General features: G+C 72.3%; 13 protein-coding genes. 2 read left to right on the forward strand and 11 right to left on the reverse strand.

Features of this window, described 5'->3' with window-relative positions:
• Positions 1-126 precede the first annotated feature (126 nt).
• From JAO84_RS29365 to JAO84_RS29410, 10 genes are all read right to left on the reverse strand, one after another.
• Positions 127-1,473, reverse strand: a complete 1,347-nt coding sequence (locus JAO84_RS29365; protein WP_370415527.1) for a sulfate adenylyltransferase subunit 1 — start codon at positions 1,471-1,473, stop codon at positions 127-129.
• Positions 1,474-1,475: 2 nt separating this feature from the next.
• Positions 1,476-2,411, reverse strand: coding sequence for a sulfate adenylyltransferase subunit CysD (gene cysD / locus JAO84_RS29370; RefSeq protein WP_370415528.1), 936 nt, complete (start codon positions 2,409-2,411; stop codon positions 1,476-1,478).
• Complete coding sequence (gene cysC, locus JAO84_RS29375) at positions 2,408-2,992, reverse strand: adenylyl-sulfate kinase (protein WP_370415529.1); 585 nt, start codon at positions 2,990-2,992, stop codon at positions 2,408-2,410. Before cysC ends, cysD begins: the two co-directional genes overlap by 4 nt.
• The gene (locus JAO84_RS29380; protein ID WP_370415530.1) at positions 2,989-3,705 is read right to left on the reverse strand and encodes a phosphoadenylyl-sulfate reductase; all 717 of its coding nucleotides are present in this window, start codon (positions 3,703-3,705) and stop codon (positions 2,989-2,991) included. The genes cysC and JAO84_RS29380 overlap by 4 nt, the downstream gene beginning before the upstream one ends.
• Positions 3,702-3,881, reverse strand: a complete 180-nt coding sequence (locus JAO84_RS29385; protein WP_265867938.1) for a hypothetical protein — start codon at positions 3,879-3,881, stop codon at positions 3,702-3,704. The genes JAO84_RS29380 and JAO84_RS29385 overlap by 4 nt, the downstream gene beginning before the upstream one ends.
• A complete protein-coding gene (locus tag JAO84_RS29390; RefSeq protein ID WP_370415531.1) occupies positions 3,878-5,575 on the reverse strand; it encodes a nitrite/sulfite reductase in 1,698 nt (565 codons plus the stop codon). The genes JAO84_RS29385 and JAO84_RS29390 overlap by 4 nt, the downstream gene beginning before the upstream one ends.
• A gap of 126 nt (positions 5,576-5,701) precedes the next feature.
• On the reverse strand, positions 5,702-5,785 hold the full coding sequence (locus tag JAO84_RS29395) for a putative leader peptide (RefSeq protein WP_356067285.1): 84 nt from the start codon (positions 5,783-5,785) through the stop codon (positions 5,702-5,704).
• A 171-nt stretch (positions 5,786-5,956) separates the two neighbouring features.
• The gene (locus JAO84_RS29400) at positions 5,957-6,538 is read right to left on the reverse strand and encodes a GNAT family N-acetyltransferase (protein ID WP_370415532.1); all 582 of its coding nucleotides are present in this window, start codon (positions 6,536-6,538) and stop codon (positions 5,957-5,959) included.
• Between the two features lie 151 nt (positions 6,539-6,689).
• Positions 6,690-7,997, reverse strand: coding sequence for a GAF domain-containing protein (locus JAO84_RS29405; RefSeq protein ID WP_370415533.1), 1,308 nt, complete (start codon positions 7,995-7,997; stop codon positions 6,690-6,692).
• Positions 7,998-8,364: 367 nt separating this feature from the next.
• Complete coding sequence (locus tag JAO84_RS29410) at positions 8,365-10,011, reverse strand: acyl-CoA dehydrogenase family protein (RefSeq protein ID WP_370415534.1); 1,647 nt, start codon at positions 10,009-10,011, stop codon at positions 8,365-8,367.
• Between the two features lie 17 nt (positions 10,012-10,028).
• Here JAO84_RS29410 and JAO84_RS29415 point away from each other — a divergent pair, with 17 nt between their 5' ends.
• Together JAO84_RS29415 and JAO84_RS29420 are read left to right on the forward strand one after the other, a co-directional pair.
• Complete coding sequence (locus JAO84_RS29415; RefSeq protein ID WP_265867933.1) at positions 10,029-11,153, forward strand: YihY/virulence factor BrkB family protein; 1,125 nt, start codon at positions 10,029-10,031, stop codon at positions 11,151-11,153.
• A gap of 37 nt (positions 11,154-11,190) precedes the next feature.
• Positions 11,191-11,904 carry a helix-turn-helix domain-containing protein gene (locus JAO84_RS29420; protein ID WP_370415535.1) on the forward strand — a complete coding sequence of 238 codons (714 nt, stop codon included), beginning with the start codon at positions 11,191-11,193 and terminating at the stop codon, positions 11,902-11,904.
• On the opposite strand, the gene JAO84_RS29425 is transcribed toward JAO84_RS29420, so the two are convergent.
• Entirely contained in the window at positions 11,877-12,341 is a 465-nt protein-coding gene (locus JAO84_RS29425) for a VOC family protein (protein WP_370415536.1), read from the reverse strand. The two genes, JAO84_RS29420 and JAO84_RS29425, sit on opposite strands and share 28 nt — an antisense overlap.
• Between the last annotated feature and the right edge of the window lie 20 nt (positions 12,342-12,361).

Here is a 12,361-nt window from a genome sequence, read left to right on the forward strand (position 1 = left end):
CCGCGACAGCGGCGCCCGGAGGTCAGCACGCACATCGCGCGACACCTCCCCGGCCCGCACCGAGGGCGCCGGAGCCCACCCGGCCGCCCTCCTTGGCGAAGGTGCCGTAGATGTTCTGACTGCTCATCAGAAGTCCCACCCCTCCTCGTCCTCCGCCGCGGCGGGGACGGCCTTGGCGGTCGCGAAGGACTCGCCCGCCATGCCGGCGGCCAGCGTGGTGCCGTCGGCCGGATCGATCAGCAGGAAGGAACCGGTACGGCGCGAGTCCACGTACGCGTCGAGCGCGAGCGGCTCGGCGGTGCGCACCTTGACCCGGCCGATGTCGTTGGCCACCAGCTGCCCCGGATCGGGGTGCTGGGAGAGGTCGTCCAGGGTGAGCCGGGACGGGATCTCCTTGACGATGGCCTTGACGGTGCGGGTGGTGTGCTTGAGCAGCACCCGCTGGCCCACGGTGAGCGGCTGGTCCGCGACGTGGCAGACGGTCGCCTCGACGTCCTGGCTGGTGGCCGGCGCGTCCGCGACCGGCGCGAGCAGGTCGCCGCGGGAGATGTCGATGTCGTCGGCGAGCCGGATGGTGACCGACTGCGGCGCCCAGGCGATGTCCACGGACTCGCCCAGCGCGTCGATCCCGGTGATCGTCGACGTCTTACCGGACGGCAGTACGGTGATCTGCTCGCCGACCCGGAAGGCGCCGGCCGCGATCTGGCCCGCGTATCCCCGGTAGTCGGGGTGCTCGGCGGTCTGCGGACGGATCACGTACTGCACCGGGAAGCGGGCGTGGCAGGCGGTCAGGTCGTGGCTGACCGGCACCGTCTCCAGGTGCTCCAGGACCGTCGGGCCGCCGTACCAGTCCATGTTGGCGGACGGCTCCACGACGTTGTCGCCGGCGAGCGCGGAGATCGGGATCGCGGTGATCTCCGGGACGCCCAGCTCGGAGGCGTAGGTCGTGAACTCCTCGGCGATGGCGGCGAAGACGGGCTCGGCGTAGTCGACGAGGTCCATCTTGTTCACGGCGAGCACCACGTGCGGGACGCGCAGCAGCGCGGCGACGGCGGCGTGCCGGCGGGTCTGCTCGACGACGCCGTTGCGGGCGTCGACCAGGACCACGGCCAGCTCGGCGGTCGAGGCGCCGGTGACCATGTTCCGGGTGTACTGCACGTGCCCGGGGGTGTCGGCGAGGATGAACCGGCGGCGCGGGGTCGCGAAGTAGCGGTAGGCCACGTCGATGGTGATGCCCTGCTCGCGCTCGGCCCGCAGGCCGTCGGTGAGCAGCGCCAGGTCCGGGGCCTCCTGGCCGCGGGACCGGGAGGCGTGCTCGACGGCCTCCAGCTGGTCGGCGAGGACCGACTTGGAGTCGTGCAGGAGCCGGCCCACCAGGGTGGACTTGCCGTCGTCGACGGAACCGGCGGTGGCGAAGCGCAGCAGCGTGGTGGCCGCCAGCTCGGCGGGCTGCTGCTCGGTGGAGGTCGTCATGACTAGAAGTACCCTTCGCGCTTGCGGTCTTCCATCGCGGCCTCGGACATCTTGTCGTCGGCGCGGGTGGCGCCCCGCTCGGTGAGCCGGGACGCGGCGATCTCGGTGATCACGGCCTCGAGCGTGGTGGCGTCGGAGTCCACCGCGCCGGTGCAGGACATGTCGCCGACCGTGCGGTAGCGGACCAGCCGCGTCTCCACCGACTCGGTGTCCTTCGGGCCGCCCCAGTCGCCGGCGGTCAGCCACATGCCGTTGCGCTGGAACACCTCGCGCTCATGGGCGAAGTAGATCTCCGGAAGGTCGATCTTCTCGCGCTGGATGTACTGCCAGACGTCCAGCTCCGTCCAGTTGGACAGCGGGAAGACGCGCACGTGCTCACCGGGGGCGTGCCGGCCGTTGTACAGCTGCCACAGCTCGGGCCGCTGGCGGCGCGGGTCCCACTGGGAGAACTCGTCGCGGAGGCTGAACACCCGCTCCTTGGCCCGGGCCTTCTCCTCGTCGCGCCGCCCGCCGCCGAACACGGCGTCGAAGCGGTGCTGCTGGATGGCCTCGGTCAGCGGCACGGTCTGCAGCGGGTTGCGGGTGCCGTCGGGGCGCTCGCGCAGCTTGCCGGCGTCGATGTACTCCTGCACGGAGGCGACGTGCAGCCGCAGGCCGTGCTCGGCGACCACCCGGTCGCGGTACTCCAGGACCTCGGGGAAGTTGTGCCCGGTGTCGACGTGAAGCAGCGTGAAGGGGACCGGCGCCGGGGCGAAGGCCTTCAGCGCCAGGTGCAGCATGACGATGGAGTCCTTGCCGCCGGAGAAGAGGATCACCGGCCGCTCGAACTCGCCCGCCACCTCGCGGAAGATGTGGACGGCCTCGGACTCCAGGGAGTCGAGGTGCGACAGCGCGAACGGACTGTCCGTGGTGTCGTGAGCATGGGCGACGGTCGTCATGCGAGACCCCTCTCGGTGAGCAGCGCGTGGACGGCCGCTGCCGACTCCTGCACGGTCTGGTTCTGGGACTCGATCCGCAGATCGGGCGTCTCGGGGACCTCGTACGGGTCGTCGACGCCGGTCAGTCCGCTGATCTCGCCGGCCGCCTGCTTGGCGTACAGGCCCTTGACGTCACGGACCGAGCACACGTCCAGCGGCGTGGCGACGTGCACCTCGACATAGGCGGTGCCCTCGGCGGCGTGCCGCTTGCGGACGGCCTCGCGGCTGTCGGCGTACGGGGCGATGACGGGCACGAGCACCGTCACGCCGTGCGAGGCGAGCAGCTCGGCGACGAAGCCGATCCGCTGCACATTGGTGTGCCGGTCCTCACGGGTGAAGCCGAGGCCCGCCGAGAGGAACTCGCGGATCTCGTCGCCGTCGAGGATCTCGACCCGCTGACCCTGCTCGCGGAGCCGGCCGGCCAGCTCGTACGCGATGGTGGTCTTGCCGGCGCTGGGCAGGCCCGTGAGCCAGATGGTGGCACCGGTCACGTGATTCTCCTGAAGCGTCTGGGTGTTCTGGGTGTCCTGGGCGGCCGTCATCCGTGCAGCCCGCATTCGGTCTTGGCGCGTCCGGCCCAGCGGCCGGCCCGCGCGTCCTCGCCCTCGAGGACCCGGCGGGTGCAGGGGGCGCAGCCGACGGAGGCGTAACCGTCCATCAGGAGCGGGTTGGTGAGCACCCCGTGCTCGGCGACGTAGGCGTCCACGTCGTCCTGCGTCCAGCGGGCGATGGGGGAGACCTTCACCTTCTGCCGCTTCTCGTCCCAGCCGACGACCGGGGTGTTCGCCCGGGTCGGGGACTCGTCGCGGCGCAGGCCGGTGGCCCAGGCGGCGTACTTCGTCAGGCCCTCTTCGAGCGGCTTGACCTTGCGCAGCGCGCAGCACAGGTCGGGGTCGCGGTCGTGCAGCTTGGGGCCGTACTCGGCGTCCTGCTCGGCGACCGTCTGACGCGGCGTCAGAGTGATGACGTTGACGTCCATGACGGCGTCGACGGCGTCCCGGGTGCCGATGGTCTCCTCGAAGTGGTAGCCGGTGTCGAGGAAGACCACGTCCACGCCGGGCCTGGCCCGCGAGGCGAGATGGGCGACCACCGCGTCCTCCATGGAGGAGGTGACGCAGAAGCGCTCGCCGAAGGTGTCGGCGGCCCACTGGAGGATCTCGAGCGCGGAGGCGTCCTCCAGCTCACGGCCGGCCTGCTCGGCGAGTGCCTTCAGGTCGGCCGCGGTCGCGTCCTGAGCGATCTGAGTGGTCGTCATCTCTCGTTCCCTCCAGAGCTGTTGGTCGAAGTCGCCGGGGCGAGGAGCCCCAGGAACTTCAGCTGGAAGGCTCGACTGCACGCGTGGCATTCCCACGTGCCGTGTCCCTGTTCTGCCGGACGCAGGTCCTCGTCCCCGCAGTAGGGGCAGTGGAACGGGGCCGCGCGCCCGCTCACGACAGGGCCTCTTCCGAGGCGCGGGCGGTCCAGGCGGCGAAGCGCTCGCCGTCCTCGCGCTCCGCCTGGAAGCGCTTGAGGACCCGCTCGACGTAGTCGGGCAGCTCGGCCGCGGTGACCTTCAGGCCGCGGACCTTGCGGCCGAAGCCGGCCTCCAGGCCGAGCGCGCCGCCCAGGTGCACCTGGTAGCCCTCGACGCGGTTGCCCTCGTCGTCCAGGACCAGCTGGCCCTTGAGACCGATGTCCGCGACCTGGATACGGGCGCAGGCGTTCGGGCAGCCGTTGATGTTGATGGTGATCGGCTCGTCGAACTCCGGGATGCGGCGCTCCAGTTCGTCGATCAGCGAGGCGCCGCGGCCCTTGGTCTCGACGATGGCGAGCTTGCAGAACTCGATGCCGGTGCAGGCCATCGTGCCGCGCCGGAAGGTCGACGGGGTGACCCGCAGGTCCAGCGCCTCCAGGGCGGAGACGATCGACTCGACCTGCGCCTCCTCGACGTCGAGGACGAGCATCTTCTGCTCGGTCGTAGTGCGCACCCGGCCCGAGCCGTGCTGCTCGGCGATCTCGGCGATCTTCGTCAGGGTGGCGCCGTCGACCCGGCCGACGCGCGGGGCGAAGCCCACGTAGAAGCGTCCGTCCTGCTGCTTGTGGACGCCCACGTGGTCGCGCCAGCGGCCGGCCGGCTCCGCCGGGGCGGGACCGTCGGTCAGCTTGCGCTTGAGGTACTCGTCCTCCAGGACCTGGCGGAACTTCTCCGGGCCCCAGTCGGCGACGAGGAACTTCAGCCGGGCGCGGTTGCGCAGCCGGCGGTAGCCGTAGTCGCGGAAGATCGAGATGACGCCCTCGTGGACGTCGGCGACCTCGTCGAGCGGCACCCAGGTGCCGAGCCGGACGCCGAGCTTGGGGTTGGTGGACAGACCGCCGCCGACCCACACGTCGAAGCCGGGGCCGTGCTCCGGGTGGACCACGCCGACGAAGGCGATGTCGTTGATCTCGTGCGCCACGTCGAGCAGCGGCGAGCCGGAGATCGCCGTCTTGAACTTGCGCGGCAGGTTGGAGAAGTCCTTGTTGCCGACGATCCGGCGGTGGATCTCGTCGATCGCGGGAGTGCCGTCGATGATCTCGTCCGCGGCGATGCCGGCGACCGGCGAGCCGAGGATGGTGCGCGGGGTGTCACCGCAGGCCTCGGTGGTGGACAGGCCGACCGCCTCCAGGCGGTTCCAGATCTCCGGCACGTCCTCGATGCGGATCCAGTGGAACTGCACGTTCTGCCGGTCGGTGATGTCGGCCGTGCCGCGCGCGAACTCCTGCGAGATCTCGCCGATGACCCGGAGCTGCTCGGTGGTCAGCCGGCCGCCGTCGATGCGGACCCGCAGCATGAAGAACTCGGCGTCCAGCTCCTCCGGCTCCAGGACGCCCGTCTTGGTGCCGTCCAGACCCTCGCGGCGCTGGGTGTAGAGGCCCCACCAGCGCATGCGTCCGCGCAGGTCATTGGGGTCGATGGAGTCGAATCCGCGCTTCGAGTAGATCGTCTCAATACGTGTCCGCACATTGAGACCGTCGTCATCCTTCTTGAACTGCTCATTGCCGTTCAGCGGGGTGAAGTGCCCCGCGGCCCACTGACCCTCGCCACGGTGGCGCCCGGCCTTGCGGCGGGCGGCGGCGGGAGTGGGGTTTTCCGGGGTGGCGGCCATGGCGATATGTCCTTCGGGACTGCGAGAGGGCGGCTCTGACCTGCACACTCGCGCTCGGATAGGAGGGTGGCGCGGCAGTGCGCAGAGACAGGACGTCAGGAAAGATGTGCGGCGGTGCTGAACTGCTCAGCGCGCCGAACAGATGGCGCTGGACATGCGGCCGAGGTCGACGTGCCGCCGACTCACCAAGGCAATTCCAGTTCCAGGCATGACGGAAGCGTGTCACGGGAGTTTGGACCCAGTCCAGCTTCGTCCAGGATGTGGACGCGACTGTCTCGTTGAGTGAGACGATGTGGCATGGGTCACGTGAAAGGGGCCCAGTTCAGGGCCCCTTTCACGAGGTGGTGCCGTACGGGGTAGGGGTACGGGTCGGTGTACGGGTCAGGCGTGGGCGCCCGGCCACGGGCCCGGGTTCGCCGGCTCCTCGACCTGCTCCACCTTGGTGTCGAAGAGCCGGAAGCCGCGCCGCTCGTAGTTGGCCATCGCGTGCTCGCCGTCCAGCGAGCAGGTGTGCAGCCACACCCGCTTGGTCGGGGTCCGCCCGGCCCACCGCTCGGCCAGGTCCCAGGCGCGCTCCACCCCGTACGAAAGCAGGTGCCCGCCGATCCCGCGGCCCCGGAAGCCGGGGATCAGGCCGAAGTAGACGATCTCCACCGCGCCGTCGTCCTGCGGGTCCAGCTCCACGTAGCCCGCGGGCGTCCCCCGCTCGTACGCCACCCAGATCTCGGCGCCCGGCTTCTCCACGAGCTGCTGCCACTGCGGGTACGTCAGCGACAGCCGGTCGGTCCAGCGGATGTCGCCGCCGACCGCCGTATAGAGGAAGCGGCTGAACTCCGCCGAGGGCACCTCGGCCCGCACGATCCTCAGGTCGCGCCCCTCGGGAGCGGGCACGGGCCGGAGGTCGGACGGCGAGGTCTGTTCCAGGGACCAGGTGGTGAGGGTGATGCTCGTGGGCTTGCTCATGGGCTTATCGCATCATGCGGAGCCGCGGATTCCCAGGCCGGATCCCACCGGGCCGGTCACATCGGGCGGCCCCTGTCCGGCATGTGGACAGTTGACCGGCCCGTGGACCCACCGCTCCGCCGCCCGCACGCCGCCCCCGCCCGTGCACCCCTCACGCGCTCGTCGCGCTCCGCGCCGCGAGCACGGCCGGTGCCGTGGAGTGGGGGAGGAGATCCGCCGGGTGCGCGGGGTGCCGCAGCTCGACCTCCACCTCCTCGCTGAAGCGGTACGGGCGGTGCGCAAGGACGCCGGCCAGGTTGCGCCGCACCCGCGACAGCTCCGCCCGTACCGTCACCGTCCTCGTCCGGTCCCCGAACACGTCCTGCGCCAGCTCCGCCGCCGTCCGCCCCTCCGGGTGGAGGGCGAGCAGATAGAGCAGCTCCGCGTGGCGCGGGCTGAGCTCCTGCGACCAGCTGCCGGCCGCACCCGACACCGACACCGCCGCCCGGCGCGGCCGGCTCAGATCGAGCACCACCCGGCTCGCCGCCCCGTCGGCGGCGCCGTCCCCGTCCGGCCGCGCACCCTCCTCCACCCGCAGCAGCCAGCCGCCCGGCAGCGGCTCCACCGCGCACATCCCCAGCGAGGGCAGCCACACCCGCCCGGCCCGGAACGACTTCGGCAGCGCAAGCCGGTCCACCGGCGCCATCCCGGTCACCGCCGCCGTCCAGCCGTGGGTGTCCACGGCGACGGCCCGCCCGCCCACCCGGCACAGGATCGGCGCCGCCACCGACCGCAGCCGCTCGATCGAGCGCAGATGCCGCTGGCGCATCTCGGCCTCCGCGAGCTGCGCCACCGAGCCGACCAGCGCCAGCGTCGCCGGATGGAAGCTGGACGCCGGGCCGCTGACGTCCACGATCCCGAGCAGCCGGTGATCGCGCGGGTCGTGGACGGGGGCGGCGGCGCAGGTCCAGTTGTGCAGCGTGTGCACATAGTGCTCGGCGGAGTGCACCTGCACGGCCTTGCCCATGGCGAGCGCCGTGCCCACCGCGTTCGTACCGGTGGTGTGCTCGCTCCAGGCCGCGCCCTCCTCCAGACAGATCCCGTTGGCCTGCCGCAGCACCGCCAGGTTGCCCTCGCGCCACAGCACCCGGCCCAGCTCGTCGGTCACCACCATGATCTGCATGGAGGCGTCGGCGATCCCGGCGAGTCCGGCGCTCAGCGTGCGCATGACCTCGCCGAGCACCGAGGAGCGGCGCCGCTCCTCCAGCTCGTCGCGCTGGAGCAGCACGGTGCTGGTGCTCTGGTCCGGGTTCACGCCGAGCCGGAACATGCGCTGCCAGGACGCGTCGATCACCGCCCGGGGTGCGACCGGCGGGGTCCGGCCGGCCAGGGTCTCCTCACGGACCTTGTGCAGCAGCCGGGTCGCCTTGGCGGCGTCCATCACGGCGAGCCGGTTCAGGTCGACCTGCGCTCGGTTCATCGGTCCCTCCCGGCCACGCACGATGCCGCTGTCTCTTCGCCGTCCATCCGCTTTTCCGTCTGTCGTGCCGTCGTCGCCATTTCGCCGCCGCACAGTGCCGTATCGGTTCTGCACGGCGTGCGGCCCGGCGCCCATCGTGCCGCTCCGCAGCGTCACGCGCGGGCTGCTTCCCGTAATCCTGCAACCTCATGCAACTCTGGCAACCCCCGCCCCCGTGCACGAGGGTGGAGCCGAAGCGGAGGGTGGTGCCGTGTCGGCGCAGCACCACCCCCCGCTTTTCCGCGCGTGCCGACCCCCTCAGGTCCACCCCTGGCACGCGCGGCACAACGCCACACTCACCCGCCCGGGGGACGCTCCGCACACGCGTTCAGGCCACCGGCCGGGCCCGTTCCACCACCGCACCCAGGTCGAGGGTGTGCGGCAGCGTCCCGAACGAGGCCCCCCAGTCCCCGCCGAGCCGCGACGCGCAGAATGCGTCCGCCACCTCCGGCGGCGCCCAGCGCACGAGCAGCGCACCCTGGAGCACCCGGGCCATCCGCTCCGCGAGCCGCCGCGCCCGCGCCTCGATGCCCTCCAGATCGGCCAGTTCGGTCAGCAGGTCCCGGATCGCCCGGTCGAGCCGGTGATCCGCGCCGCGCGCCCGCCCCACCTCCGTCAGAAACGCGTTCAGCACCGCCGGTTCTCTCTGCAGGGCCCGCAGCACGTCCAGTGCCTGTACGTTCCCGGCGCCCTCCCACAGCGAGTTCAGCGGCGACTCGCGCAGCAGCCGCGGCAGCCCCGACTCCTCCACGTACCCGTTGCCGCCCAGGCACTCCAGCGCCTCCGCCACCACCGGCGTGCACCGCTTCGTCACCCAGTACTTGGCCACCGGCACCGCGATCCGCAGCAGCGCCCGGTCGTCCTCCGTACCGGAGTCGGCGGAGTCGTACGCCGCCGCGAGCCGCATCCCGAGCACGGTCGCCGCCTCCGACTCGAGCGCCAGATCGGCCAGGACATTGCGCATCAGCGGCTTGTCGACGAGCAGAGCCCCGAACGCGCGGCGGTACGAGGCGTGGTGCACGGCCTGCGCGACCGCCTGCCGCATCAGCGCCGCCGAGCCCAGCACGCAGTCGAGCCGGGTCGCCGCCACCATCCCCATGACCGTCCGCAGCCCGCGCCCCTCCTCGCCCACCAGCCGGGCCCACGTCGACCCGTCGAACTCCACCTCGGCAGACGCGTTCGAGTGATTCCCCAGCTTGTCCTTCAGCCGCTGGAGCGCGAAGGCGTTCCGCGTCCCGTCCGGCAGCACCCGCGGCACCAGGAGACAGGACAGACCACCGGGCGCCTGGGCGAGCACCAGGAAGGCGTCCGACATCGGCGCCGAGCAGAACCACTTGTGCCCGGTCAGCACGTACTCGCCTTCGGCCGCCAGGGGCTCCGCCCGGGTCGTGTTGGCCCGGACGTCGCTGCCGCCCTGCTTCTCCGTCATGCCCATCCCGAGCAGCACACCGGTCTTCCCCAGCGGCGGCCGCAGCCCCTGCTCGTACACCCGCGAGGCGATCAGCGGCTCCCACGCCGCCGCGAGCTCCGGCTCGGCGCGCAGCGCCGGCACCGCCGCGTGCGTCATCGACACCGGACAGCCGTGCCCCGCCTCCACCTGCGAGGCCAGCAGGAAGCCCGCCGCCCGCCGCACATGACCACCCGGCCGGCCCCACGCGCCGGTCAGCCCCGCGCCCACCGCCCGGCCGAGCAGCCGGTGCCAGGCCGGATGGAACTCCACCTCGTCGATCCGGCGCCCGTAGCGGTCGTGCGTCCGCAGCCGCGGCGGATGCTCGTTCGCGAGCCGCCCCCACTCCTGCGCCTGCGCCGAACCCGCCGACACCCCGAAGGCCGTCAGCTCCTCGCGCGCCTCGCCGTACGCCTCCGGCGGCAGGTGCCGCTCCACGGCCTCCGCCAGGGCCGCGTCGGACGAGAACATGTCGTATTCCACCAGGGGTGGAGCCTGGTTGGTCACGGTGTGGGTGCCGGGTGCCATACGGATACGGTAAGGAGGTGCAGGCAGCAAACGAAACACCCGAACGGCCCGAGCGGCGGCCCTGGAGCAAGCTCCACCGCGCGCGCGTCCTCTACCGCAACGTCTCCAAGCGGAAGATGGTCTGGCTGCTCCTCAAGGACACGGTCAACTCGTGCATCGAGTACCGCATCCTCGGCCTCGCCGCCGAAGCCGCCTTCTTCACCCTGCTGTCCCTGCCGCCGCTGCTCCTCGGCCTGATCGCCGTCCTCGGCTACGCCGACGACTGGACCAACACCGACACCGTCGCCAGCATCCGGGAGAACATCCTGCACGCCGCCGGCACGGTCCTCTCCGACCGCGGCGTCCGCGAGATCGCCGAACCCCTCCTCGACGACATCACCCAGGGCAAACGGCCCGAGCTGATCTCCCTCGGCTTCGCCATCGCCCTCTGGTCCGGCTCGCGCGCGGTGAACGTCTTCATCGACACCATCACCGTGATGTACGGCCTCGACGGGCACCGCGGCATCGTCAAGACCCGGCTCCTCGCCCTGCTCCTCTACATCATCGCGCTGCTCATCGGCGCCATCGTGCTGCCGCTCGCGGTCGTCGGCCCCGACCGCATCGTCGAGCTGATCCCCTGGGGCACGGAAGTCGTCTCGGTCCTCTACTGGCCCACCGTCATCCTGCTCTCCATCGCCTTCCTGACGACCCTGTACCACGTGTCCGTGCCCGTCCGCTCCCCCTGGATCGAGGACATCCCCGGCGCGCTCGTCGCCCTCGCCATGTGGGTGCTCGGCAGCTTCCTGCTGCGCATCTACCTCACCAGCCAGGTCGAGGGCCCCACCATCTACGGCTCCCTCGCCGCCCCCATCGCCGTCCTCCTCTGGATCGGCATCTCCGCCTTCGCGGTCCTCGTCGGCGCCGCCGTCAACGCCGCCATCGACCGCGTCTGGCCCTCCGTCGCCACCGCCGGCGCCCGCGAGGCCACCGAACGCGCCCGCGCCGCCCAGGCCGCCGACCTCGTCGCCCGCCTGCGCGCGGAGGCCGAGGACGTGGACGAGGACGACCCCGACATGCCCTCGGAGTTCCCGGAGCGCTGGTCGAAGTTCCTGCCGCCGGACGACGTGAAGTCCCGGCTGCATGCGGGGTGGGAGAAGGAGTAGCGGCCGCTGCAGGGCGGGCTCGGCCTACCCTGGTGAGGTGTACGAGGAACGGCCCGCGCGGCTCGCCGGAGCCGTCGTCTGGCGGCGGGAACCCGGGGCGGCGGCCGACGCCGCGGACCCGGGGACGCGGCCCGTGCTGCCCGACGGATGCATGGACCTGATCTGGGCGGACGGACGGCTGCTCGTCGCGGGGCCCGACACCCGGGCGTACGTGCCCCGGAGCCCCGCCGCGCAGTACGCGGGAGTGCGGTTCGCGCCGGGCGAGGCGGCCGGCGTCCTCGGCGTCGAGGCGAGCGCGGTGCGCGACGAGCGGGTGGAGCTGGCCGAGTTGTGGGGCCCGCGGGTCGCGCGACGGCTCGCCGACCGGGTGAGCGGGGCGGCGGACCGGGCGGCCGCCCTGGAGGACCTGGTGCTGCGGCGGGCCGCCGACGCGCCCGCGCCCGACCCGCTGCTGCGGGCCGTCGTCGCCCGGCTGCGGGCCGGACTCCCGGTCGGGACGGCGGCCGACGAGCTCGGGATCGGGGTACGGCAGTTGCACCGCCGCTCCCTGGCCGCCTTCGGGTACGGCCCGAAGACGCTCGCCCGGATCCTGCGCCTCCAGCGCGCGCTCGCCCTCGTCACGGCGGGCGTCCCGGCGGCGGAGGCCGCCCCGCGCGCGGGCTGCGTCGACCAGGCGCACCTCGCGCGCGAGATGCGGGCGCTGACCGGACTGACGATCGGCGGTTACGTGGCGGGGCTGCGGTCCGCGTAGAGCGACACGCCCGTCCCGTCCGGGTCGAGCACGACCGCGTACCGCTGCCCCCAGACCGCGTCCCACGGCTTCAGATGCCCGCGGTGACCGGCGCCGGTCAGCCTCTCGTACACCGCGTCGACCTGCGCCGGATCGGCGCACCGGAACGCGAGCGCGACCCGCTCCCCGCCGCCCGGCGGCCGCGTCCACGCCGGGTCGAACGACCGCATGACGTCCTCGGTGTCCCACAGCACCCGCATCCCGCCGGGCAGCGCGACCTCCACGTGCGGCGCGCTCTCGGCACCGGCCGGGACGTCCAGGCCGAGCAGCCGGTAGAAGGCGAGGGAGGCGGCCATGTCGGCGGTGACGATCCCGATCACGTCGAGCCGGGGCGTGGGGGAGGAGGGGGAGCCGGTGGAGGCGGGGGAGTCGGTGGTGCGGCTTCGGTTGGTGTCCATGGCCGCAGGCTAGGAGGGGC

It is taken from the genome of Streptomyces fradiae (assembly GCF_041270065.1).
Taxonomy (GTDB): domain Bacteria; phylum Actinomycetota; class Actinomycetes; order Streptomycetales; family Streptomycetaceae; genus Streptomyces.

Excerpts from the sequence above, each read along its gene's own strand:
- cysC (WP_370415529.1), bottom strand. The coding sequence starts at position 2,992 with ATGACGGCCGCCCAGGACACCCAGAACACCCAGACGCTTCAGGAGAAT.
- JAO84_RS29380 (WP_370415530.1), bottom strand. The coding sequence starts at position 3,705 with ATGACGACCACTCAGATCGCTCAGGACGCGACCGCGGCCGACCTGAAG.
- JAO84_RS29365 (WP_370415527.1), bottom strand. The coding sequence starts at position 1,473 with ATGACGACCTCCACCGAGCAGCAGCCCGCCGAGCTGGCGGCCACCACG.
- cysD (WP_370415528.1), bottom strand. The coding sequence starts at position 2,411 with ATGACGACCGTCGCCCATGCTCACGACACCACGGACAGTCCGTTCGCG.
- JAO84_RS29425 (WP_370415536.1), bottom strand. The coding sequence starts at position 12,341 with ATGGACACCAACCGAAGCCGCACCACCGACTCCCCCGCCTCCACCGGC.
- JAO84_RS29390 (WP_370415531.1), bottom strand. The coding sequence starts at position 5,575 with ATGGCCGCCACCCCGGAAAACCCCACTCCCGCCGCCGCCCGCCGCAAG.
- JAO84_RS29405 (WP_370415533.1), bottom strand. The coding sequence starts at position 7,997 with ATGAACCGAGCGCAGGTCGACCTGAACCGGCTCGCCGTGATGGACGCC.
- JAO84_RS29410 (WP_370415534.1), bottom strand. The coding sequence starts at position 10,011 with ATGGCACCCGGCACCCACACCGTGACCAACCAGGCTCCACCCCTGGTG.
- JAO84_RS29400 (WP_370415532.1), bottom strand. The coding sequence starts at position 6,538 with ATGAGCAAGCCCACGAGCATCACCCTCACCACCTGGTCCCTGGAACAG.
- JAO84_RS29395 (WP_356067285.1), bottom strand. The coding sequence starts at position 5,785 with ATGCCTGGAACTGGAATTGCCTTGGTGAGTCGGCGGCACGTCGACCTC.